The organism is Veillonella sp. (assembly GCF_018364065.1).
Lineage (GTDB): Bacteria > Bacillota > Negativicutes > Veillonellales > Veillonellaceae > Veillonella_A.
In genome coordinates this window covers 51,395-74,181 of sequence record NZ_JAGZMO010000009.1, presented here as the reverse complement: position 1 = coordinate 74,181, position 22,787 = coordinate 51,395, and the positions used below count along the sequence as shown (strand labels likewise).

Annotated in this window: 38 protein-coding genes and 1 pseudogene; all 39 read left to right on the top strand. The window is 43.0% G+C overall.

The window, feature by feature from the left end:
- Window positions 1-445, top strand: a 445-nt coding sequence (locus KHZ77_RS08835; protein ID WP_295198051.1) for an EF-Tu/IF-2/RF-3 family GTPase, incomplete at its 5' end; no start/stop codon positions are given.
- 184 nt (window positions 446-629) lie between these two features.
- Entirely contained in the window at window positions 630-941 is a 312-nt protein-coding gene (gene rpsJ, locus KHZ77_RS08830) for a 30S ribosomal protein S10 (RefSeq protein ID WP_295198050.1), read from the top strand.
- 15 nt (window positions 942-956) lie between these two features.
- A complete protein-coding gene (gene rplC / locus KHZ77_RS08825; RefSeq protein WP_295198047.1) occupies window positions 957-1,598 on the top strand; it encodes a 50S ribosomal protein L3 in 642 nt (213 codons plus the stop codon).
- A 25-nt stretch (window positions 1,599-1,623) separates the two neighbouring features.
- Complete coding sequence (gene rplD, locus KHZ77_RS08820) at window positions 1,624-2,247, top strand: 50S ribosomal protein L4 (RefSeq protein ID WP_295198044.1); 624 nt, start codon at window positions 1,624-1,626, stop codon at window positions 2,245-2,247.
- The gene (rplW, locus tag KHZ77_RS08815; RefSeq protein ID WP_295198041.1) at window positions 2,247-2,531 is read left to right on the top strand and encodes a 50S ribosomal protein L23; all 285 of its coding nucleotides are present in this window, start codon (window positions 2,247-2,249) and stop codon (window positions 2,529-2,531) included. Before rplD ends, rplW begins: the two co-directional genes overlap by 1 nt.
- Before the next feature lie 25 nt (window positions 2,532-2,556).
- Entirely contained in the window at window positions 2,557-3,387 is an 831-nt protein-coding gene (gene rplB, locus KHZ77_RS08810; RefSeq protein ID WP_295198039.1) for a 50S ribosomal protein L2, read from the top strand.
- Window positions 3,388-3,410: 23 nt separating this feature from the next.
- Window positions 3,411-3,692, top strand: a complete 282-nt coding sequence (rpsS, locus tag KHZ77_RS08805; protein WP_021842138.1) for a 30S ribosomal protein S19 — start codon at window positions 3,411-3,413, stop codon at window positions 3,690-3,692.
- A gap of 18 nt (window positions 3,693-3,710) precedes the next feature.
- Window positions 3,711-4,046, top strand: a complete 336-nt coding sequence (gene rplV / locus KHZ77_RS08800) for a 50S ribosomal protein L22 (protein ID WP_295198038.1) — start codon at window positions 3,711-3,713, stop codon at window positions 4,044-4,046.
- Window positions 4,047-4,063: 17 nt separating this feature from the next.
- Window positions 4,064-4,726: a 30S ribosomal protein S3 gene (gene rpsC, locus KHZ77_RS08795; protein WP_295198036.1), complete on the top strand. Its 663-nt coding sequence runs from the start codon at window positions 4,064-4,066 to the stop codon at window positions 4,724-4,726.
- Window positions 4,726-5,163: a 50S ribosomal protein L16 gene (gene rplP, locus KHZ77_RS08790; protein WP_295198034.1), complete on the top strand. Its 438-nt coding sequence runs from the start codon at window positions 4,726-4,728 to the stop codon at window positions 5,161-5,163. The genes rpsC and rplP overlap by 1 nt, the downstream gene beginning before the upstream one ends.
- On the top strand, window positions 5,153-5,353 hold the full coding sequence (gene rpmC / locus KHZ77_RS08785) for a 50S ribosomal protein L29 (RefSeq protein WP_115310809.1): 201 nt from the start codon (window positions 5,153-5,155) through the stop codon (window positions 5,351-5,353). Before rplP ends, rpmC begins: the two co-directional genes overlap by 11 nt.
- A 33-nt stretch (window positions 5,354-5,386) precedes the next feature.
- Complete coding sequence (gene rpsQ / locus KHZ77_RS08780) at window positions 5,387-5,653, top strand: 30S ribosomal protein S17 (protein WP_366664953.1); 267 nt, start codon at window positions 5,387-5,389, stop codon at window positions 5,651-5,653.
- 24 nt (window positions 5,654-5,677) lie between these two features.
- On the top strand, window positions 5,678-6,046 hold the full coding sequence (gene rplN, locus KHZ77_RS08775) for a 50S ribosomal protein L14 (protein ID WP_295198026.1): 369 nt from the start codon (window positions 5,678-5,680) through the stop codon (window positions 6,044-6,046).
- A 17-nt stretch (window positions 6,047-6,063) separates the two neighbouring features.
- Window positions 6,064-6,390, top strand: coding sequence for a 50S ribosomal protein L24 (gene rplX / locus KHZ77_RS08770; protein WP_006555664.1), 327 nt, complete (start codon window positions 6,064-6,066; stop codon window positions 6,388-6,390).
- Between the two features lie 24 nt (window positions 6,391-6,414).
- Entirely contained in the window at window positions 6,415-6,954 is a 540-nt protein-coding gene (gene rplE / locus KHZ77_RS08765; protein ID WP_295198023.1) for a 50S ribosomal protein L5, read from the top strand.
- A 16-nt stretch (window positions 6,955-6,970) separates the two neighbouring features.
- Window positions 6,971-7,240, top strand: a complete 270-nt coding sequence (rpsN, locus tag KHZ77_RS08760) for a 30S ribosomal protein S14 (protein ID WP_295198020.1) — start codon at window positions 6,971-6,973, stop codon at window positions 7,238-7,240.
- 28 nt (window positions 7,241-7,268) lie between these two features.
- On the top strand, window positions 7,269-7,667 hold the full coding sequence (rpsH, locus tag KHZ77_RS08755) for a 30S ribosomal protein S8 (RefSeq protein WP_295198018.1): 399 nt from the start codon (window positions 7,269-7,271) through the stop codon (window positions 7,665-7,667).
- A gap of 23 nt (window positions 7,668-7,690) precedes the next feature.
- The gene (gene rplF / locus KHZ77_RS08750; protein WP_295198015.1) at window positions 7,691-8,236 is read left to right on the top strand and encodes a 50S ribosomal protein L6; all 546 of its coding nucleotides are present in this window, start codon (window positions 7,691-7,693) and stop codon (window positions 8,234-8,236) included.
- Window positions 8,237-8,267: 31 nt separating this feature from the next.
- Window positions 8,268-8,630 carry a 50S ribosomal protein L18 gene (gene rplR, locus KHZ77_RS08745; protein ID WP_295198013.1) on the top strand — a complete coding sequence of 121 codons (363 nt, stop codon included), beginning with the start codon at window positions 8,268-8,270 and terminating at the stop codon, window positions 8,628-8,630.
- Between the two features lie 18 nt (window positions 8,631-8,648).
- On the top strand, window positions 8,649-9,149 hold the full coding sequence (gene rpsE / locus KHZ77_RS08740; RefSeq protein WP_295198010.1) for a 30S ribosomal protein S5: 501 nt from the start codon (window positions 8,649-8,651) through the stop codon (window positions 9,147-9,149).
- Window positions 9,150-9,167: 18 nt separating this feature from the next.
- Window positions 9,168-9,347, top strand: a complete 180-nt coding sequence (gene rpmD / locus KHZ77_RS08735; protein WP_295198008.1) for a 50S ribosomal protein L30 — start codon at window positions 9,168-9,170, stop codon at window positions 9,345-9,347.
- Between the two features lie 22 nt (window positions 9,348-9,369).
- Window positions 9,370-9,813, top strand: a complete 444-nt coding sequence (rplO, locus tag KHZ77_RS08730) for a 50S ribosomal protein L15 (RefSeq protein ID WP_295198006.1) — start codon at window positions 9,370-9,372, stop codon at window positions 9,811-9,813.
- Between the two features lies 1 nt (window position 9,814).
- A complete protein-coding gene (gene secY, locus KHZ77_RS08725) occupies window positions 9,815-11,077 on the top strand; it encodes a preprotein translocase subunit SecY (RefSeq protein ID WP_295198003.1) in 1,263 nt (420 codons plus the stop codon).
- Between the two features lie 13 nt (window positions 11,078-11,090).
- A complete protein-coding gene (locus KHZ77_RS08720; protein WP_295198000.1) occupies window positions 11,091-11,654 on the top strand; it encodes an adenylate kinase in 564 nt (187 codons plus the stop codon).
- A gap of 3 nt (window positions 11,655-11,657) precedes the next feature.
- Entirely contained in the window at window positions 11,658-12,428 is a 771-nt protein-coding gene (gene map, locus KHZ77_RS08715) for a type I methionyl aminopeptidase (protein WP_295197997.1), read from the top strand.
- A gap of 24 nt (window positions 12,429-12,452) precedes the next feature.
- Window positions 12,453-12,671: a translation initiation factor IF-1 gene (gene infA / locus KHZ77_RS08710; protein ID WP_005377071.1), complete on the top strand. Its 219-nt coding sequence runs from the start codon at window positions 12,453-12,455 to the stop codon at window positions 12,669-12,671.
- A gap of 28 nt (window positions 12,672-12,699) precedes the next feature.
- Window positions 12,700-12,813, top strand: a complete 114-nt coding sequence (gene rpmJ, locus KHZ77_RS08705; RefSeq protein WP_007391661.1) for a 50S ribosomal protein L36 — start codon at window positions 12,700-12,702, stop codon at window positions 12,811-12,813.
- Between the two features lie 22 nt (window positions 12,814-12,835).
- Complete coding sequence (rpsM, locus tag KHZ77_RS08700) at window positions 12,836-13,204, top strand: 30S ribosomal protein S13 (RefSeq protein ID WP_295197992.1); 369 nt, start codon at window positions 12,836-12,838, stop codon at window positions 13,202-13,204.
- Window positions 13,205-13,221: 17 nt separating this feature from the next.
- A complete protein-coding gene (gene rpsK, locus KHZ77_RS08695; protein ID WP_295197990.1) occupies window positions 13,222-13,611 on the top strand; it encodes a 30S ribosomal protein S11 in 390 nt (129 codons plus the stop codon).
- An 80-nt stretch (window positions 13,612-13,691) separates the two neighbouring features.
- Window positions 13,692-14,687, top strand: coding sequence for a DNA-directed RNA polymerase subunit alpha (locus tag KHZ77_RS08690; RefSeq protein ID WP_295197987.1), 996 nt, complete (start codon window positions 13,692-13,694; stop codon window positions 14,685-14,687).
- A 12-nt stretch (window positions 14,688-14,699) separates the two neighbouring features.
- On the top strand, window positions 14,700-15,035 hold the full coding sequence (gene rplQ / locus KHZ77_RS08685) for a 50S ribosomal protein L17 (RefSeq protein ID WP_295197984.1): 336 nt from the start codon (window positions 14,700-14,702) through the stop codon (window positions 15,033-15,035).
- A 366-nt stretch (window positions 15,036-15,401) separates the two neighbouring features.
- Window positions 15,402-16,244: an energy-coupling factor transporter ATPase gene (locus tag KHZ77_RS08680; RefSeq protein WP_295197982.1), complete on the top strand. Its 843-nt coding sequence runs from the start codon at window positions 15,402-15,404 to the stop codon at window positions 16,242-16,244.
- Window positions 16,235-17,074: pseudogene (locus tag KHZ77_RS08675) on the top strand (energy-coupling factor transporter ATPase); the annotation flags it as partial. The gene KHZ77_RS08680 and the pseudogene KHZ77_RS08675, both read left to right, overlap by 10 nt.
- 199 nt (window positions 17,075-17,273) lie before the next feature.
- Entirely contained in the window at window positions 17,274-18,083 is an 810-nt protein-coding gene (locus KHZ77_RS08670; RefSeq protein WP_295197979.1) for an energy-coupling factor transporter transmembrane protein EcfT, read from the top strand.
- A 7-nt stretch (window positions 18,084-18,090) separates the two neighbouring features.
- Window positions 18,091-18,237, top strand: a complete 147-nt coding sequence (locus KHZ77_RS08665) for a hypothetical protein (RefSeq protein ID WP_295197975.1) — start codon at window positions 18,091-18,093, stop codon at window positions 18,235-18,237.
- Window positions 18,238-18,260: 23 nt separating this feature from the next.
- Window positions 18,261-19,064: a tRNA pseudouridine(38-40) synthase TruA gene (gene truA, locus KHZ77_RS08660; protein WP_295197972.1), complete on the top strand. Its 804-nt coding sequence runs from the start codon at window positions 18,261-18,263 to the stop codon at window positions 19,062-19,064.
- 324 nt (window positions 19,065-19,388) lie between these two features.
- Window positions 19,389-21,140: a 2-oxoacid:acceptor oxidoreductase subunit alpha gene (locus KHZ77_RS08655; protein ID WP_366664952.1), complete on the top strand. Its 1,752-nt coding sequence runs from the start codon at window positions 19,389-19,391 to the stop codon at window positions 21,138-21,140.
- A gap of 1 nt (window position 21,141) precedes the next feature.
- Window positions 21,142-22,020, top strand: coding sequence for a 2-oxoacid:ferredoxin oxidoreductase subunit beta (locus KHZ77_RS08650; RefSeq protein WP_295197968.1), 879 nt, complete (start codon window positions 21,142-21,144; stop codon window positions 22,018-22,020).
- 151 nt (window positions 22,021-22,171) lie between these two features.
- Complete coding sequence (locus tag KHZ77_RS08645; protein ID WP_295197966.1) at window positions 22,172-22,762, top strand: QueT transporter family protein; 591 nt, start codon at window positions 22,172-22,174, stop codon at window positions 22,760-22,762.
- Window positions 22,763-22,787 lie beyond the last annotated feature (25 nt).

The window sequence follows — 22,787 nt, the reverse complement described above, 5'->3', positions numbered from 1 at the left end:
TAAAGAAAAAGCTGAAAGCTATGTTATCACCGGTCTTGAAATGTTCCGCAAAACTTTGGACTCTGCAGTAGCAGGCGACAACGTTGGTGCACTTCTTCGTGGTGTTGACCGTAAAGACATCGAACGTGGTCAAGTTTTGGCTAAACCAGGTTCCATCCACCCACACACTAAATTCAAAGCCGAAGTTTACGTATTGACTAAAGAAGAAGGTGGCCGTCATACTCCATTCTTCTCCAACTACCGTCCTCAGTTCTACTTCCGTACAACTGACGTAACCGGCGTTATCCAATTACCAGAAGGCACAGAAATGTGTATGCCTGGCGACAACATCACTATGGACATCGAATTGATCACTCCAATCGCTGTTGAAGAAGGTTTACGTTTCGCTATCCGCGAAGGTGGCCACACAGTAGGTGCTGGTGTTGTTACAGCTATCGAAGCTTAATTATTATTTAAGTATTAATTAGTTCTTAAGCTTGTAAAAGCAATATGTATGCGCAGCGCAGAGCGGCATGAACGTGCCGCTCTCGTGTTGTGTTTTTAAACTATGATATAGAAGGTTGCCTCTGCGGAGGAGAATTTCTATGGAGCAGTTCATTCATGAAATGGACGACAGGAGGAAGTAATTCATGGCTAAACAGCAAAAAATTCGTATTCGTTTAAAATCATACGATCACAAAGCTCTTGATCAGAGCGCGGCAAAAATTGTTGACACTGCAAAACGCAACGGTGCATTAGTATCCGGTCCAATTCCATTGCCAACTGAAAAAAATATTTTCACAATTCTTCGTTCGCCACATGTTAATAAAGACTCTCGCGAACAATTCGAAATGCGTACACATAAACGTTTAATCGATATTCTTGAATCAAATTCGAAAACAGTAGATGCTATCACTCGTCTTGAATTGCCGGCTGGTGTATCTATTGAAATAAAATTATAATAAGGAGGTGCGATTATGTCTAAAGCTATTTTGGGTAAAAAGTTAGGAATGACTCAGATCTTCACTGCTGAAGGTAAGTTGGTTCCTGTCACTGTAGTGGAAACTACCCCAAGCGTAGTAGTGCGTGTTAAAACTGTTGAATCCGACGGATACGACGCAGTACAGCTCGGTTACGGTTCCATTAAAGAAAAACATTTAACTAAACCTGTAAAAGGCCAGTTCGAAAAATCCGGCGTAGCTCCGGTTAAATATCTTCGCGAACTTCGCCTTGCTGAAGCAACTGATTACACAGTGGGCCAAACTCTGGCAGCTGATATCTTCGCAGAAGGTGAGTTGGTTGATGTAGTTGGTACAGGTAAAGGTAAGGGGTTCGCTGGTACTATTAAGCGCCACAACTTCCATCGCGGTCCTGTAACTCACGGCTCTAAATCTCATCGTGAACCTGGTTCCATCGGTCCTATGATCTCCGGTGGCGGCGGTAAGGTTTACAAAGGCAAGAAACTCCCTGGACAAATGGGTGGTGGCAGAGTTACTGTACAGCGTTTATCCGTTGTTAAAGTGGATACTGAACGCAACTTGTTGCTCATTAAAGGCGGCATCCCAGGCGCTAAAGGCAGCTTGGTAATGGTTCGCAATACAGTAAAACCTGTTAAATAACTAATTGTCGAAAGGAGGATCTCTAATGCCAACAGTAATCAAATATAATATGTCCGGCACTAAAGTCGGTGAAATACAGTTAAATGATGCAGTTTTCGCAGTGGAAGTTAATGAAGCTGTTATGCATCAGGCCGTAGTTCGTCAGTTGTCTAACGAACGTCTTGGCCTTCACGCAACAAAAACGAGAGGTCTTGTACGTGGCGGTGGCCGTAAACCTTGGAAACAAAAAGGTACCGGTCGTGCTCGTGTAGGCTCCACTCGCAGCCCATTGTGGGTTGGTGGTGGTACCGTATTCGGTCCACAACCTCGCAGCTATTACAAGGCTATGCCTCGTAAAGCTAGACGTCTTGCAGTTAAATCTGCTCTTAGCGACAAAGTAAACAATAACGAATTGATCGTATTGGACGAATTAACTTTTGCAGCTCCTAAAACTAAAGAAGTGTTAAATCTTCTTAACAACTTCAACGTAGGTGATGCTAAAGTATTATTCATCACTGACGGTGATGTAAATGTTGAACGTTCCGCTCGTAACATTCAAGGCGTAAAAGCTATTGCATACGAAGGAATTAACATTTTCGATCTTCTCCACTACGATAAGCTCTTCATCACTGAAGGTGCCGTAGCAAAGATTGAGGAGGTGCTCGCATAATGGAATTACGCGATGTTCTTATTCGTCCGATTATTACAGAAAAAACTACAATTCTTATGGAAGAAGGCAAATACACTTTCCGTGTGCCTTTAACTGCTAACAAAGTGCAGATCCGTCAAGCTGTAGAAAAAATCTTCAATGTAAAGGTAGAAAAAGTAGCTACCATTCGAGTTCTTGGAAAAGTTAAACGTATGGGCCGCAACCAAGGTAAACGCAGCGACTACAAAAAAGCAATCGTTACCTTAAAAGCTGGCGAATCCATTGAATTCTTTGAAGGTGTTTAAGATAGTCTAGTAAGGAGGCCCCATAATGGCAATTAAATCATTCAAACCGTACTCCGCTGGTCGTCGGTTTATGACAGTATCTGCCTTCACTGAAATCACTGCAAGCAAACCTGAAAAGTCTTTGCTCGCTAAGGTTTCTCAGACAGGCGGTCGTAATAACACCGGTAAAATGACTGTACGTCACCAAGGTGGCGGTCACAAGCGTCAGTACCGTATTATTGACTTCAAACGTACTAAAGATAATATCCCTGCAAAAGTAGCAACTATCGAATACGATCCTAACCGTAGTGCTCGTATCGCATTGCTTAACTATGCAGATGGTGAAAAACGTTACATTTTAGCTCCACATGGCTTAAATGTAGGTGACACTGTATACAGTGGTCCTGAATCCGATATTAAACCAGGTAACTGCTTACCATTAGTTAACATTCCTTTGGGTACTCAGGTACACAACATTGAAATGAAAATTGGTAAGGGCGGTCAGATCGTTCGCTCCGCAGGTACATCTGCACAGTTAATGGCTAAAGAAGGTTCCTATGCATTACTTCGTTTACCATCCGGTGAACTTCGTCGTGTTCATATCAACTGCCGTGCAACAGTAGGTGTTGTAGGTAACATTGATCATGAAAACATCACAATCGGTAAAGCCGGTCGCCATCGTTGGATGGGCGTTCGTCCTGGCAACCGCGGTGTTGTAATGAACCCTTGTGACCATCCACATGGTGGTGGTGAAGGTAAATCCCCAGTTGGCCGTAAACATCCGGTTACTCCATGGGGCAAACCGGCACATGGTGTTAAAACTCGCGACAAGAAAAAAGCTTCTAGCAGCTTAATCGTTAAACGTCGTACAAAATAGGATAACAGGAAGGAGATAAGACAGTGTCCAGATCTATAAAAAAAGGCCCTTTCGTCGCAGCTTCTCTTGCGAAGAAAATTGATGCCTTAAATGAAACAAATGATAAGAAAGTTGTAAAAACCTGGTCTCGTGCCTCTACTATTATCCCTAACTTTGTAGGCCATACTATTGCTGTTCATGATGGTCGCAAACACGTTCCTGTATTCGTTACAGAGGATATGGTAGGTCATAAATTAGGTGAATTTGCTCCAACTCGTACTTTTAAAGGTCATGTTAAGAGCGAAAAAACAACCGGTAAGAAGTAATATAGGAGGAATTAGATAATGGAAGCAAAAGCAATCGCTAAACACGTGCGCATCGCGCCTCGTAAAATCCGTATTGTTGCTGACCTCGTTCGTGGCAAGAATATCGGCGAAGCATTTGCCATCTTGAAGTTCACTCCGAAAGTTGGCGCTGATGTAGTAGAAAAAGTATTGCGCTCTGCAATCGCAAATGCAGAAAACAATTTTGATATGAATGTAGATAAACTTTATGTGTCCAGCATCTTTGTAGATCAAGGTCCAACAATGAAGCGCATTCATCCTCGTTCCCGTGGACAGGCTTTCAAAATTTTGAAACGCTCCAGCCACGTAACAGTTGTAGTATCTGAAAGAGCTTAATAGAAGGAGGGAATAAAGTGGGTCAGAAAGTTAATCCCCATGGTTTGCGTGTTGGTATCGTAAAAGATTGGGACGCAAAATGGTATGCTGAAAAAGATTACGCTGCAAATCTTCACGAAGACGTTTTAATCCGTAACTTCTTGAAGAAAACCCTTTTCATTGCCGGTATTTCCCGCATTGAAATTGAGCGTATTAATAAACGTATTAAATTAACAATTCACACTGCAAAACCTGGTATGGTTATCGGTCGTGGTGGTGCCGGTATCGAAGATATCCGCAAAGCATTAAAACGTTTCACTGATAAACAAATCGACGTAAACATTGCAGAAATTAAACAAGCAGACTTAGATTCCGTATTGGTAGCTGAAAGCATCGCTAGTCAGTTAGAACGCCGTATCGGTTTCCGTCGTGCTATGAAACAAGCCGTAGGTCGCACAATGCGTCTTGGTGCAAAAGGTATTAAAATCATGGTTAGCGGTCGTTTAGGCGGCGCTGAAATCGCTCGTAGCGAATCCTACCGTGAAGGCAGTATCCCATTGCACACTCTTCGCGCTAACATCGACTACGGTACTGCTGAAGCACATACAACTTATGGTTGCATCGGCATTAAAGTATGGATCTACAAAGGCGAAGTGTTGCCTGAAGTAAAACAAGCTAAAAAGGAAGAAGGTGACAACTAATGCTTATTCCAAAGCGCGTAAAACATCGTAAACAGTTCCGTGGCCGTATGAAAGGTCGCGCTATGCGTGGTAACACAGTATCTCACGGTGAATTCGGTTTAGTAGCATTAGAGCCATCTTGGATTACAAACCGTCAAATCGAAGCAGCTCGTATTGCTATGACACGTTATATCAAACGTGGTGGTCAAGTTTGGATCAAGATTTTCCCAGACAAGCCAATCACAGCTAAACCTGCCGGTACACGTATGGGTTCCGGTAAAGGCTCTCCAGAATACTGGGTAGCAGTAGTAAAACCAGGTCGCGTAATGTTCGAAATGAACGGCGTATCTGAAGAAGTAGCTCGTGAAGCTATGCGATTGGCAGGTCATAAACTTCCAATCAAAACTAAGTTCGTTGTTAAGGGTAAAGAATTGGGTGGTGACGTAAATGAAGGTTAATGACATCCGTAACATGAGCGCTGCCGAAATGGAACAAAAAGTTTCCGGCCTTAAAGAAGAGTTGTTTAACCTCCGTTTTCAGCTCGCAACTGGTCAATTAGAAAATCCAATGCGTATTCGTGAAGTTAAGAAAACTATCGCGCGTATTAAAACAATTCAGCGTGAAGCAGCTCTTAAAGAAAACGCATAATAACAAATTTGTTTTGGATTGAAAAGGAGGCTAATGGTCGTGGCAGAAGAAAGAAATGTACGTAAAGTCCGCGTAGGTAAAGTGGTAAGCAACAAAATGGATAAAACTATCGTAGTATCCGTTGACCGCCAAGTACCGCACGCATTATATAACAAGCCGATGGTAACAAGCAAACGCTTCAAGGCACATGATGAAAACAATGAATGCCAAATCGGCGATACAGTTAAGATTGTTGAAACTCGTCCACTTTCCAAAGATAAACATTGGAGATTGGTTGAAATCGTAGAAAAAGTAAAATAATAAGTGATGTAAGGAGGAATTACGATGATCCAGCAACAAACAATTTTGAATGTTGCCGACAACACTGGTGCAAAACGCATTATGTGCATCCAGGTAATGGGCGGTTCTTTCCGCAAATTCGGCAATATCGGTGACGTAATCGTTGCTTCTGTAAAAGATGCATCACCCGGTGGCGTTGTCAAGAAAGGCGACGTTGTTAAAGCCGTAATTGTTCGTTCTAAAAAAGGTATCCGTCGTCAAGATGGTTCTTATATTCGTTTCGACGAAAACGCAGCAGTTGTAATTAAAGATGACAAGAGCCCACGTGGCACTCGTATTTTTGGACCTGTAGCTCGTGAGCTTCGTGAAAAAGACTTCATGAAGATTATCTCTCTTGCTCCAGAAGTATTATAAGAAGGAGGAACGCGACGATGTCCCAAACTAAATTACTAGTAAAAAAAGGCGATACTGTTGTTGTTATCTCCGGTCGAGATAAGGGCAAGCAAGGCGAAGTTATCGCTACTGAACCTAAAAAGTCTCGTGTATTCGTTAAAGGTGTTAACCTTGTAAAACGTCATACGAAACCAAGTCAGGCTAACCCTCAAGGCGGCATCATTACTAAAGAAGCTCCTATTCATGTTTCCAACGTAATGGTAGTTGATCCTGAAACTAAACAACCTACTCGCATTAAAAAAGTAGAACAAGACGGTAAATTCGTACGTGCCACTGTTAAGAGCGGTGCCGTACTGGATAAATAATCAGGAAAGGAGGGCTCTTGACTAATGGCTCGTTTAAACGAAAAATATACTAATGAAATTCGTCAGGCTTTACAGGAAAAATTCCAATATGGCAACGTAATGGAAATTCCTAAAATTGAAAAAGTCGTTATCAATATCGGTGTAGGCGACGCAGTAGGCAATGCTAAAGCATTGGAATCCGCTGTAAACGACCTCACTATCATTGCCGGTCAGAAACCGGTAATCACTAAAGCTAAGAAATCCATCGCTAACTTCAAAGTTCGTGAAGGCATGTCCCTTGGTACGAAAGTAACTCTTCGTGGCGAACGCATGTATGAATTCTTAGACAAATTAATCAACGTAGCTTTACCACGTGTACGTGACTTCCGTGGTGTAAGTGCTAAGGCTTTCGACGGCCGCGGTAACTATGCATTGGGTCTTAAAGAACAGCTCATCTTCCCTGAAATCGAATACGATCAGGTAGAACGCGTAACAGGTATGGATATCATCGTTGTTACCAGCGCTAAGACTGATGAAGAAGCTCGTGAATTATTGGCACTTTGTGGTATGCCGTTTGAAAAATAAGTAGGAGGAACTATAGATGGCTAAAAAATCTATGCTTGAACGCGAAAAGAAACGCGCTAAATTAGTTGCTAAATATGCTGCTAAGCGCGAAGCCTTAAAAGCTGCCGGCGACTATGAAGCTTTAGCTCAGTTGCCAGCTAATGCGTCCCCAACTCGTTTACACAACCGTTGTAACTTAACCGGACGTCCTCATGGTTACATGCGTAAATTCGGCATTAGCCGTATTGCGTTCCGTGAATTAGCTTATAAGGGACAAATTCCTGGCGTTAAAAAAGCCAGTTGGTAATTGGATTGCGGAAGGAGGTTTTTAGAATATGGTAATGACCGATCCGATTGCGGATATGTTAACACGCATCCGTAATGCAAATGCTGCCCTTCACGAAACAGTTGAAATTCCTGTTTCCCGTACGAAGGCTGCCGTTCTAGAAATCCTTAAAGAAGAAGGATTTATTAAGAGCGTTGAAACCGTTGAAAATGGTAAATATAATGTTTTAAAAGTAACGTTAAAATATGGTTCCAATAATGAAAAAGTAATTACTGGAATTAAACGTATTTCTAAACCGGGCTTACGTGTATATGCGAAGAAAGAAGAACTTCCTCGCGTACTTGGTGGCCTTGGTATTGCAGTTATTTCTACATCTAAAGGCGTTATGAGCGACAAACAAGCTCGTAAAGAAGGTCTTGGTGGCGAAGTACTTGCATATGTATGGTAATCAGGCAATAGGAGGTAGAAATAATGTCACGTATCGGTAGAATGCCTATCGAGATCCCTGCCGGCGTTACAGTAAATTACAGCAATCATGTAATGACTGTAAAAGGACCTAAAGGCGAATTAACTCGTGAATTGCATCCGGATATGAATATTACTGTGGAAGGTAACGTAATCACAGTAACTCGTCCGAGCGATGATAAAGCGCATCGTTCTTTACATGGCCTCACTCGAGCTCTTGTTGCTAACATGGTAACAGGCGTTGCAGAAGGCTTTACAAAAACATTGGAAATCAATGGTGTTGGTTACAGAGCGGCAAAACAAGGTAACAAATTAGCTCTTACTCTTGGCTTCTCTCATCCTGTAGAGATGGAAGCTCCTGCTGGTATTAACATCGACGTTCCTGCTCCTAACAAAATCGTTGTTAGCGGTGCGGACAAAGAAGTCGTAGGTGCTGTTGCAGCTGATATTCGTAAATGGAGAAAACCGGAACCTTACAAAGGTAAAGGTATTCGTTACGAAGGCGAAGTTGTTCGTCGTAAAGCTGGTAAAGCCGGTGCGAAAGGTAAATAATATCAGTAGAATTTAGAAAGGAGTGAACATCTTGGCTCGTAAATCCAATCGAAATATTGCTCGTGCAAAACGTCATCTTCGTCTTCGCCGTCACATTTCCGGTACGGCTCAACGTCCTCGTTTGAACGTTTTCCGCAGCTTAAGCAATATTTACGCTCAAATTATTGATGATGTGGCCGGTACAACTTTAGTTGCTGCCAGCTCTTTAGATAAAGAATTAAACTTAACCTACGGTGGTAACGTAGCTGCAGCTAAAGCTGTTGGCGAATTAGTTGCTAAACGTGCTCTTGAAAAAGGTATCGACACTGTGGTATTTGACCGCGGTGGTTACATTTACCATGGTCGCGTAGCTTCTCTTGCAGAAGGCGCTCGTGAAGCAGGCTTGAAATTCTAAGAAGGAGGAACTTTAGACATGGCGAGAATTGACTACACCAGTCTTGATCTTAAAGAAAGAGTAGTATTCATCAACCGCGTTGCCAAAGTTGTTAAAGGCGGTCGTCGTTTTTCCTTCAGCGCTTTAGTAGTTGTTGGTGATGGCAATGGTTACGTTGGCGTTGGTTTAGGTAAAGCGGCTGAAGTGCCTGAAGCTATTCGCAAAGGCATTGATGATGCTAAGAAAAATCTTATTCATGTTGTTATTAAAAACGGTACAATCCCTCACACTGTAACAGGTCGTTTCGGTGCAGGCAGCGTATTCTTGAAACCGGCTGCAGAAGGTACCGGGGTTATCGCAGGTGGCCCTGTTCGTGCCGTATTGGAATTAGTTGGTGTTCGTAACATCCTTACGAAATCCCTTGGCTCTTCCAACCCTAACAACATGGTTCGCGCAACACTCGAAGGTTTATCCCAGTTAAAACGCGCTGAAGACGTTGCAGCTCTTCGCGGTAAAACTGTGGCTGAAATTTATGGTTAATAAGGGGGATTGACAGTAATGGCACAAGTAAAAATTACATTGTCCAGAAGCTTAATCGGTCGTCCTGAAGATCAGCGCGCAACTGTAAAAGCTTTGGGCTTGAAAAAAACTAACTCTCAAGTAGTTAAAGAAGTAACACCTCAAATTAAAGGTATGCTTCACAAAGTTAGACATTTAGTTACTGTAGAAGAATTATAATATAGATAAGGAGGTGCACTGAATGAAACTTCATGAATTAGCTCCAGCAGCAGGTTCTACAAAGGCTCGCACTCGTCGTGGTCGTGGTTTGGGTTCCGGTCTTGGCAAGACTTCCGGTCGTGGTCAAAAAGGTCAAAACTCCCGTAGCGGCGGTGGCGTACGCACAGGTTTCGAAGGGGGCCAAATGCCTCTTTATCGTCGTTTGCCAAAACGCGGTTTCAACAACTCTGTATTCGCTAAAGAATATGCAGAAGTTAACATTTCTCAATTGAATCGTTTTGAAGATGGTGCAACCGTTGATCCGGTATCTTTGATTGAAGCCGGCATTTTGAAAAACGTTCGTGACGGTATTCGTATTCTCGGCAATGGCACATTAGAAAAGAAATTAACTGTTATTGCTAATGGTTTTACTAAAACTGCAGAAGAGAAGATTGTAGCGGCAGGCGGAAAAGTAGAGGTGATCTAGGGTGCTAGAAGGCCTCTCGAACATCTTTAAAATAACAGAGCTTCGTAATAAGGTAGCCTATACGCTCCTCATGTTTATTGTGTTTAGGGCAGGCGTTCATATTCCGGTGCCTGGCGTAGACGCCTCTGTTATCGAAAGCTTATTCACATCCGGTAATTTATTCGGTCTCTTGGACTTATTTGCCGGCGGTGCATTAAGTAAATTCTCCATCTTTGCTATGAGTATTACCCCATACATCAATGCGTCGATCATCATGCAGCTCTTAACAGCTGTTATTCCACAACTTGAAGCATGGAGTAAAGAAGGCGAAGACGGACGTAAGAAAATCGCTAAAGTAACTCGTTATAGCACTGTAGCACTCGGCTTCATCCAAGCATTTGGTATGGCCTACGCGTTACGTGCTAACAATGCACTTATTGACAACAGCATGTTGTCCGTATTTGTAATTTCCATCATCCTCACAGCAGGTACATGTCTGTTGATGTGGATCGGTGAACAAATCACTGCCAATGGTATTGGCAATGGTATTTCCCTAATCATCTTCGCCGGTATCGTAGCGCGTTTCCCTTCCGGATTCAGCACAATCTACCAATACCTGCAAGTAGGGACAATCAATATTTTCCAGGCAATCCTATTTGCCATTATTGCGATTGCAATGGTTGTCTTTGTAATTGCAGTAACCCAAGGTCAACGTCGTATTCCGATTCAATACGCTAAACGCGTAGTTGGTCGTAAAATGTACGGTGGCCACTCCACCTTCCTTCCCCTTAAGGTCAACCAGGCAGGTGTTATTCCAATTATCTTTGCGTCATCCGTTTTGATGTTTCCTGTGACGTTAGCCCAATTTGTTCAGGTTGAATGGGTGAGAACGTTGGCTAATTATTTTACATGGGGAACTCCATTGCAGACCGTATTATACGCCGTATTGATTTTCATATTTACTTACTTCTATACGGCTATCTCAATCAACATTACGGATATGGCAGATAATATGAAAAAATACGGTGGATTTATCCCGGGCATTCGTCCAGGTAAACCTACTGCAGACTATGTGGATCGAGTAATGACTCGTATTACATTCGCTGGTGCTATGTTCTTAGCATTAGTAGCCATCTTGCCGAACTTCATCGGCGGGATTACCGGTATTGAAGGCGTCTACTTCGGTGGTACAGCCCTCCTTATCGTAGTTGGGGTTGCGTTGGATACAATGCAGCAGGTTGAGTCATTAGTGATAACTAGACATTATAAAGGTTTTGTTAAATAGGAGGAAATTTGCTATGTATATTTTGTTAATGGGACCTCCGGGTGCAGGCAAAGGCACACAGGCAGTTCGTTTAATTGATAAATATGGTATTCCTCAGATTTCAACCGGTGATATGTTCCGTGCAGCAGTAAAGGAATGTACCCCTCTTGGGCTTGAGGCTAAGAAATACATGGACGCTGGTCAATTAGTTCCTGATAGCGTTACTGTGGGAATCGTTCGTGAACGTTTAGCTAAGGATGACTGCAAAGACGGTTTCATCCTTGATGGCTTCCCTCGTACAACTGCTCAAGCAGTTTCGTTAGATGCTATTCTCAAGGAATTAAATATTGTTCTTGATGCTGTTGTTAACTTGAACGTTCCTAACGAAGAACTCGTTAAACGCATCAGTGAACGTGCACGTCTTGAAAATCGTGACGATGATAAACCGGAAACAGTACAGAAACGTCTTGCTGTATACGACGAATCTACAAAACCTTTAATTGATTACTATCGTAACAGTGGTTTATATGTAGAAATCAACGGATTACAGGATGTGGATGCAGTATTTACAGATATCATTAAAGCGTTGGAGAAATAATCTATGATTATTCTTAAATCGCCCAATGAAATTGAGTATATCCGTCAGGCATGTAAATTAACTGCTGATACCTTGACTCAGCTGATTGCAGTAGCAAAACCGGGCGTTTCCACCCTGGAGTTAGATCAGTTTGCCGAAGAATATATTCGCAGCCATGGTGGTGAACCTAGCTGTAAAGGTTACTATGGGTATCCTGCAACAATTTGTGCTTCGATTAATGATGAAGTCGTGCATGGTATTCCGAGTGCAAAACGGAAATTGAAACATGGTGATATTATCAGTATCGACCTTGTTTCATCCGTTAACGGATATCATGGTGATTCCTGTGTAACCATTCCTATCGGACATGTGAAACCACAGGTTCACAAACTTCTCAAAGTAACTGAAGAAAGCTTGTTTAAAGGAATTGAACAAGCTGTTGTCGGGAATAGAGTGGGAGACATTTCCCATGCTGTTCAGACGTACTGTGAAAAATTTGGATTTGGAGTTGTTCGCGACTTCGTCGGTCATGGCCTCGGTCGTGAAATGCACGAAGATCCGCAGATTCCGAATTATGGTCCGGCCGGGCATGGCCCATTACTTAAGCCGGGTATGATACTTTGTATTGAACCTATGATTACCATGGGGACATACGAAGTCGAAGTTCTTGATGATGATTGGACGGCGGTAACGCTCGACGGTAAGCCGGCAGCTCATTTTGAACATACAGTGGTTGTCACTGAAGACGGCCCTGAAATTTTGACCATGCGTGATGAGCCCAGGTTGATAAAATAACCAAGTAGCCGGAGGGAAAATGATATGTCAAAAGAAGACGTTATTGAAGTGGAAGGTACGGTCGTAGAGGCATTACCAAACGCCATGTTCCAAGTAGAACTTGAAAATGGCCATGTGGTACTTGCCCATGTGTCAGGTAAAATGCGTATGAATTTTATTCGTATCCTTCCCGGTGATAAAGTTACTATGGAACTGACACCATATGACTTAAATCGTGGTCGCATTACATACCGCTTTAAATAATAAGTGGCTGCGATCAAAGGAGGTACTTATGAAGGTAAAACCATCAGTTAAAAAGATATGCGAAAAATGCAAAATCATTAAACGTAAAGGCCGTGTAATGGTAATTTGCGAAAACCCAAAACATAAACAAAAACAAGGTTAATTGATAGGAGGTGGCTGAATAGATGGCACGTATAGCCGGTGTAGATTTACCACGTGACAAACGTGTGGAAATTGGTTTAACTTATATTTATGGTATCGGACTTACTTTGTCCAAAGAAATTTTGGCAAAAACTGGTATTAATCCTGATACTCGTGTTCGTGACCTTACAGAAGATGAAGTTGCGAAAATCCGTGCTCTTCTTGATGATGAGTACAAGGTTGAAGGCGATCTTCGTCGTGAAGAAGCTCTTAACATTAAGCGCTTAATTGAAATCAACTCCTATCGCGGGAAACGTCATCGTGCAGGATTGCCTTTACGCGGTCAACGCACAAAGACAAATGCCCGTACTCGTAAAGGCCCTAGAAAAGCAATCGCTGGGAAGAAGAAATAATAAAGGAGGGATAAAGCGTGGCTAAAAAGGTAGTATCTAGAAAAAGAAAAGAAAAGAAACACGTTGAATCCGGTGCGGCTCATATCCGTTCCACATTCAACAACACTATCGTAACAATTACCGATACAAACGGTAATGCTCTTTCCTGGGCATCCGCAGGTGGTCTTGGCTTCCGCGGTTCTCGTAAGAGCACTCCATTCGCAGCTCAGATGGCGGCAGAACAAGCTGCTAAAGCTGCTATGGAACATGGCTTGCGTCAGGTAGAAGTATTCGTTAAAGGTCCGGGATCCGGCCGCGAAGCTGCTATCCGTGCATTGCAAGCAGCAGGTCTTGAAGTTAACAGCATCAAAGACGTTACTCCAATTCCTCATAACGGTTGCCGTCCTCCAAAACGTCGTCGCGTTTAATTTATAGTTAGGCGCCCGTTTTTTACGGTAGCTGTGATATACTATAGATGCAAGGCGTGTTTAAGAGGAGGATTGTCCTAATGAGCGAAGAAAAGAAATTAAGAATCGAGAAAGTTGAAGTACGCGATGACGGTCGTTATGGTAAATTCGTCTGTGAACCATTAGATCGTGGCTACGGGATTACACTCGGCAATAGCTTGCGTCGCATTCTGCTTTCGTCTTTAGATGGGGCGGCCATTACTTCTATCAAAATTGATGGAGTACTTCATGAATTTTCTACTATTCCCGGTATTCGTGAGGATGTTACAGACATCATTCTAAATCTCAAGCAGTTATGCCTTCGTGTTGACAGCGAGACACAATTGCCGTTGGATATCCATGTAGACATTCAGAAGGAAGGCGTTTTAACAGCCGGTGAACTCGCAAGAAATTTCCCACCGGACGTAGAAATTTTAAATCCTGACCTCGTAATTGCTACAATGGATGAGGTAGCTCATCTAGTGATGGATGTGCGCATAGAACGTGGTAAAGGATATGTGCCATCTACGAAGAATAAAAAAGAAGACGATGTAATCGGTCGTATTCCGATCGACTCCATTTTCTCTCCAATTCTTCGAGCAAAGTATGAAGTAAGTGATGTGCGCGTTGGCAATGAAATGGACTTCGATAAGTTGACTTTAGAAGTTGTAACTAACGGTTCCATTACAGCAGCCGAAGCAGTAGCTCGTTCAGCCAATATCATGATCGGCTACCTTAAGAACTTCACAAAATTAGCACACACAGCTGAAGAATTTATCGATACAGATATTGACCCAATCGATGGTGAAGGCATTGATACCGATGTACCTGATGATGACGGTCCATCCAAGATTCCAATCGATGATTTGGAATTATCTGTACGTGCTTACAACTGTTTGAAACGTGCTGGTATAAACACAATTGCGGACCTTCTCGACAAAACAGTTGAAGATTTAGGTAAGGTTCGTAATTTGGGTAAAAAGTCCATTGAAGAGATTGAAGAAAAACTCCAAAATCATCCTTCTGGTAATTTTACTCTAAAGAAAAAAGGCGAATAAGGAGGATGACTAATGTATAGAAAATTAGGCCGTGACAGCTCTGCTCGCAAAGCGTTATTCCGCGGTATGTTAACATCTTTCTTCCAATATGATCGTATTGAAACAACTGAAGCGAAAGCTAAAGAATTGCGCGGTTTAGCAGATCAGATGATCACTCTTGCTAAACGTGGTGATTTACATGCTCGTCGTCAAGTTCTTTCCTACCTCATGGATGAAGATGTAGTTAAAAGATTATTTGATGAAATTGCTCCGAAATATGCTGATCGTCAGGGCGGTTACACTCGTGTAATTAAGCTTGGCCTTCGTAAAGGTGATGCAGCTCCATTAGCACTTATCGAGCTAGTATAATAACAAGTAAGACGGTGTTGCAACAAATCGTTAGCAACACCGCTTTTTGTTATTATTCCAAAATACACTAAGCGTTCAAATACATATAATTGGCAACCTAATCAAGCTATTGGGTTGACGAATTATGTGTATTTTTATATTATCAGAGTGGTAGCGACTGAAGCTATTACGAACAAAATAGTTAAATATTAGACTATTAAGCATTAGAGTATAAAGTACTCGAGTATTAAGCACTCAAGTATTAAGCATAAATATATTAAGTAAACGACTACTAACAGTTACAGTTAGGTAGTTCATAAATAACCATAATCCAAGGAAGATAACACAAACGGTTATACTTTAACGAATTTACAAATGAGGATAACAATGAGCACAGCAGATATTATTATTCAGACGAACCACATGAGTCATACCTATACGGATGAGACCGGCAATGTGGTAAAAGCGCTTGATGATGTGACGCTAACCATCAATAAGGGCGAGTTTGTCAGCATTATAGGCACCAACGGCAGCGGCAAGAGTACCTTGGCGAAGCATTTTAACGTACTCTTAACACCGTCTGAAGGTGATGTACTGGTATTGGGGATGAATACGAAGGAACCTGAAAAACTTTGGGACATTCGCCAACATGTGGGCATGGTATTTCAGAACCCGGACAATCAGATTGTAGCGGCTATCGTAGAAGAAGATGTGGCATTTGGACCGGAAAACCTGGGTGTTGAGCCTAAGGAAATTCGTCGCCGTGTGGACGAAGCATTGGCCAGCGTCAATATGACGGAGTATGCTCTCCATTCGCCGGGCCTCTTATCGGGCGGTCAGAAGCAGCGCATCGCCATCGCCGGTGTATTGGCTATGAAACCGGCCTGCATTGTATTAGATGAACCGACGGCTATGCTGGATCCTACAGGTCGCAAAGAAGTGTTGGAAACAGTACGCCGCTTAAATAAAGAAGAAGGCATTACCATCGTTTACATTACGCACTTCATGGAAGAAGCGGTAGCTTCCGATCGTGTGGTGGTTATGAAGAACGGTAAATTAATTGAAGAAGGTACGCCTCATCAGATTTTCTCGCAAGTAGAGATGTTGAAAGACTTGGGACTTGATGTACCGGTAGCTGCCGAAGTGGCACATAAATTGGCACAGCAGGGCATTTCCATGCCGGCCGGCATCATTACGGAAGAAGAGTTGGGGGATCAGTTATGCCGATAGTACTGGAAAATGTAACATACATATATGGAGAACATACGCCGTACCGCAAGGAAGCTCTGAAGAAGATTAATCTTACGATTAATGAAGGGGACTTTGTGGGCATCATCGGCCATACGGGCTCCGGCAAATCGACGCTGGTACAGCATTTGAACGGCTTATTGCACCCTACGGAAGGTACAGTAACTGTTAATGGCGTTAACCTGGCGGATAAGACGGAAGAAGCAAAAAAAATGCGCCATACAGTAGGTATGGTATTCCAATATCCGGAGCACCAGCTCTTCGAAGAGACAATCGCTCAGGATATTGCGTTCGGACCGCGCAACTTAGGTGTGCCGGAAGAGGAAATAGACGCCCGTGTACGCGAGGCTATGGAGTTCGTTGGCCTTGATTATGATACGTATGCAACGCGTTCACCGTTCCAATTGTCCGGCGGCCAAATGCGCCGTGTAGCCATTGCAGGCGTAGTGGCGTTAAATCCAAATTATTTAATCTTGGACGAACCGTCTGCGGGCCTTGATCCGTTCGGTCGTGATGAGATTTTCAATAGAATCATCGACTTGCACCGTAAAAAAGGTGTAACGGTTATTTTAGTGTCTCACAATATGGAAGATATTTCCCGCATGGCGAACCGCCTCATCGTAATCGATGACGGCCAGATTAAACTGGACGGTAAGCCGGTTGATATTTTCTCCAATAACCGCGAAGCCTTACAGGCAACCGGTGTAGACGTGCCGCCTGTGGTAGATCTTATGTACTACTTGAAGTCTCGTAACCTCAATGTCAATGTGGGCGTATCGTCCATTGATGAGGCTGTTGACCAGATTGAAGGGTTAATTAATAAGAACTCCGATACAGTAAAAAGCACAGAATCTGAAAAAACTGTAGAAACAGAAAATTTGGCAAAAGAAGAAAACCCGGTAAAAACAGAGATTCAGAATAAAACAGAGAATCAGAATAAAACAGAGAGCCGGACTAAAACGGGAAAACGTATGAAACGTAGTAAGAATCGGAAAGAAGGGAAGGTGTCCCATGCTGACTAATATTACAATTGGACAATATTTCCCAGGTGATTCCTTCTTGCATCGCATGGATCCTCGCGCCAAGATTATGAGCACGCTTATTTTCATGATTGCCATCTTCTTGGCGGACTCCGTAGAAGCATACTTGCTGGTGGGGGCGTTTACGTTCTTGGCTATGGGCATGTCCCGCTTGCCTTTGCGACTTATTTGGACGTCCATTAAGCCTTTGTGGATTATCATTGCATTCACCTTATTAATCCATGTGTTCACCACACCGGGGACAGTTGTGTGGCAATATGGCTTCCTATCTATTACGGAGGAAGGGTTGCGCATGGGGAGCTTTATGGGGGCTCGTTTGGTATTCCTCATTCTTTTCTCCTCTTTGCTGACCTATACGACTTCACCAATCCGTCTTACGGACGGGATTGAATATTTATTAAACCCGTTTAAGCGTATCGGTGTACCGGCTCATGAGTTAGCTATGATGATGACTATTGCGTTGCGATTCATCCCAACCCTGTTGGAAGAAACGGACCGCATTATGAAGGCGCAGGAAGCGCGTGGTGCAGACTTTACTACGGGCAGTATTGTAAAGCGCGCCAAGAATATGATTCCACTGTTGGTGCCACTCTTTATCAGTGCATTTCGACGTGCCGATGAGTTGGCCATCGCCATGGAAGCTCGCTGCTATCGGGGCGGTGAAAACAGAACGCGCATGAAAGAGCTGGTTATTACGTCGGTCGATTATATCGGCTTAGGAGCGGTCTTACTTGTGACGGCCGTGCTGTTGGCATTGCGTTTTAGAGGCGTTCTTTGGTAAGATCGCTTTGGACTTGGACTTGGACTTGGACTTGGACTTGGACTTGGACTTGGACTTGGACTTGGACTTGGACTTGGACTTGGACTTGGACTTGGACTTGAGCTTGAGCTTGAATTTGGATATGAGTGTTAGTTTTAGTTTGAATTATAATTAGAATCGCAGGAAAGGAGAACTTGGTTGAAACGGAATATACGATTAATCGTAGCTTATGACGGCACCTTGTTGAGCGGCTATCAACGTCAGGCCAACAGTATTACTGTGCAGGAATGCCTGGAAACCGCCCTCAGTAAAGTGTGTAATGAGCCCATTTCGATTTATGGTGCCTCCCGAACGGATGCAGGTGTTCATGCCCGATTCCAGGTAGTAACGTTCCTCACTGAGGGGCGTATTCCTGTGGAAAATTTGCTGCGAGCATTGATTGCTCATCTACCACCGTACATTGTAGTGACGCAGGCAGAGGAAATTCCTCTCGACTGGAAGCCGCGCTGGAATATTGTGGGTAAAGAATATGTATATGAAATCCGCAATCATCCCATTGAGGATCCGATTCATATGCGGTATCACTGGCATGTGAAAAAGCCGTTATCTTTGTTGGAAATGATTGAGGCGGCAAAAGCCCTGGAAGGAACTCATGATTTCACAACGCTGCAAGGGACCAATTCCACACCGGCCAATCCGGTGAAAACGATTTATGCCATTACCCCGATTTTGGATGGGCCTATGATTCGTCTTCACGTTATCGGTGATGGATTCCTGTACCATATGGTGCGCAATATTGCAGGCCTCTTAGTGGATGCAGGACGTGGGAAAGTAGATCCTGCACATATTGGTGCACTGTTGGAACAGCGTGATCGTCGCGCTATCGGGAAGACCGCACCGCCGCAGGGGCTGTTCCTGGAAGAAATATTCTTTACCGATGAGCGAATGAAGGACGTAATTACTGCAAGGCGACAGGCATTGGAAGAGAGCTTGTCTGAATAGTAGTTAGAACTTCTTCTGAAAAAATTGTAAAAAATAATAAATAAAACTAATCTTCAAGTGTATTAATATTCTAAAAACAAGAATATTAATACACTTTTTATTTTTCTCATTTACTCGATTTATTACTGTCATTATATACACTATAGAAAAGAATATACTTATATATTCATTGAAAAAATTAGATTTTCAAGTATGAATAATATGCATTTCAAACTGGCATATTTGTTTGCGAATTTTGCATAAAGATGATAGAATAAGAACAAGTTAAGAGATAGTAAAATTTTAAGAGCGTATTGTATTACAATCCTAAGGAGGGTGAATCTTTTGCAACAACGTAAAGATTTTATCTGGAAAATGGGTGGCCAGCAGGGCGAAGGTATCGAGAGCTGCGGCGAAATTATGGCCACAATTTTAGCCAAAGAAGGCTACTCGTTGTATAGTCAACGCTTATTTGCATCGCGTATTAAAGGTGGTCATACCACATTCGCTTTGCGTATCGCTTTAGAACCTATCATGACTGTAGGCGAACAAATCGACTTCTTAGTCGCATTGGACCAGGAAACTGTGGACAAACACGGCACTGAAGTTCGTGACGGCGGTTACATCATCTGTGATAGCAAGGTAGAACCTGATTTCTCTGCTTACGAAGGTCATAATGTTACCTGCTTGGCAGTACCTATCACTGAAACAGCTATGAAACAAGGCTCCTTGATGATGAGAAACATCGTTGCCTTGGGTATGTCTGTTGCTCTCTTAGGATTTGATAAGGCTCCATTCAAGACAGCTATTGAAGTACGCTTTGCTAAGAAATCTCAAGATGTTATCGATAAAAACTTACAAGCTTTCGAAGAAGGCCATGATTTTATCGTATCCAAACGCGGTGATGCGGAAATCGACACATTACCGATTCCTGAAAAGAAAGATCAAATGTTCCTCTTGGGCAACGAAGCGATTGCTTTGGGCGCTATTGCAGCGGGTTCCCGTTTCATGGCATCCTATCCAATCACTCCGGCTTCCGAAGTTATGGAATATATGATTAAGAGAATGGATAAAATCGGCGCTACTGTAGTACAGACAGAAGACGAAATCGCTGCTTGTATGACTGCTATGGGTGGTGTATACGCAGGCGTTCGCGGCTTCACTTGTACGTCCGGCCCTGGTCTCAGCTTGATGGCTGAATCCTTATCCATGGCATCCATGGCTGAATTGCCAATGGTAGTTATAGACGTTCAACGTTCCGGTCCATCTACAGGCATGGCGACTAAAGTTGAAACATCCGATATTAACGCTGCCTGCCATAATGCGCACGGCGACTATGCCAATATCGTAATTGCTCCTACAAGTATTGAAGAATGCTTCTATGAAATTCAACATGCATTCAACTTGGCGGAAGAATTCCAATGCCCTGTAATCTTCATGCCTGACTTACAACAAGGCTTGAATAAACAGTCCGTACCTACATTCGATATGAACCGTGTACCTATTAAACGCGGTAAATTGATGAAAGAAGAAGACCTTCCTGAATTAGAACGTCCTCATTACTTCAAACGTTTCGAACTTGTAGAAGACGGCATTTCCCCTCGTACAATTCCTGGTACTAAGAACGGCTTGTTCTTATCCACCGGTTTGGAACATAATGAAGAAGGTAAACCGGCTGAAGCACCTAGCATGCACGTAAGCCAGACTGACAAACGTTTACGCAAACTTAAAGGCGTAGCTGCTGTATACGATCCATTCTTGAACAATGCTAAGCATGATGAATGTGATGTATTGGTAATCGGTATTACATCCAGCCGCGGCGCTATCGAAGAAGCTGCTGCAGAACTTGAAGCAGAAGGCGTAAAAGTTAACCACTTACAACTTCGCTTGATTAAACCTTTCCCAACTGAACAATTATTGCCATTCTTTGAAAAGGCTAAAAAAGTTGTTATTTGTGAACAAAATGCGACTGAACAGTTAACTGATTTATTCCGCATTCATATGCCTGATAAGACAAAACTCCATAGTTGCTTAAAATATGATGGTAATCCATTTACAGCAACGTATGTGAAAAAAGCAATTAAGGAGGTTTTATAATATGGCAACACCAATGGATTATAGAAATGATATTCGCCCTAACTGGTGCCCCGGCTGTGGCCACTATGGGGTACAGGCCGCTATTGCCGACGCTGTAGCTGCTCAAGACATTAGTCCTGAAAACCTGGCTGTTATCTCCGGTATCGGTTGCTCCAGCCGTATTGGCGGTTACTTCTATACATACGGTGCGCATACAACTCATGGTCGTGCGCTTCCATATGCACAGGGCGTAAAATTAGCTAACGAAGATTTAAACGTAGTAGTGTGCGGCGGTGACGGCGACGCGTTCGCTATCGGTATGGGCCATACAATCCACGCGTTTAAACGTAATGTAAATATTACATACATCGTAATGGATAACCATGTATACGGCTTAACAAAGGGTCAAACATCCCCTCGTTCCGACATCGGCTTCGTTACTAAAACATCTCCACATGGTTCTTTCGAATCTCCATTGCCAATCTGCGAAACAGCAATCGCGGCAGGTGCTACATTCGTAGCACAAGGCTACATGACAAATCGTGCAGAACTTGTGGAATTGATTAAACAAGGTATGAAACATGACGGATTCTCCTTCATCAACGTATTCAGCCCTTGCGTAACTTACAACAAACGTAACGGTTACGATTATTTCAAAGACAATTTGACTTCTTTAAGTACAATCGAAGGTTATGACATCCATGACCGTGCGGCTGCACTTAAAGCATTGGTTGAACATGACGGTCTCGTTACCGGCTTGATCTACCAGAACACTGAAAGACCTTCTTTCGAAAAAGCTATGGCTGCTGCCAATGGCGGTCCACACGAACGTGCATTGATTCACGATGTGGTAAAACCTTCGGAAGACTTGTTTAAACAACTTTACGAAGAGTTTAAATAAGAGTGTTTGACGAATCACATACTTAATGGTAATATTAAATTACTGAAATAACAGGCGATACTATGTATCGCCTGTTATTATTGTGCCTGCTTACAGGTGCAAGACAGTTCGTAACCATCCTGTCTTTAAATAAAACTAAGGAGAATTTAATATGAATCGTATGAACTCGGTGCGTACATGGAGTACGACCAAAAAACTGACCGTCAGCGGTCTTTGTCTGGCTCTTTACATTGTTGTTATGTTGATTACCCAGGGCTTTGCCTTCGGCCAATACCAGGTGCGTATTGCTACGGCGTTGTATGGCTTGGCATCGCTGTTCCCGTTTACTGTCATCGTATTCGGCTTGGCCAACTTGATCAGTAATTTTATCATGGGCGGCCTGGGACCAATTGACGCCATTGGCGGCTGTATCGTAGGTTTAGTTACAACCGGCGGTATCGTAATCGGTAAGCGTTTAGGCTTCGGCAACTGGATTGTAATTCCGTTCATTGCGTTGGTACCGTCCTTAGTAGTGCCACTTTGGTTGGCGCCGCTACTTGATTTGCCATACGCGTTGTTGGTGACCTCGTTATTAGTGGGGCAGAGTATTTCCGCCGTATTCAGTTATTTCCTTGTGAATGCGCTGGAACGAGTGATGGGCTTGAAAACAGTTGAAACTTCAGGCGTATCAAAAGCAACAGAAGCAGATGTAGCAGAAACATCAGCAGAACGTTTGCCGGATAATCAGTCCGCACAGGTATAAAATACACAGAAATAAATATACATTC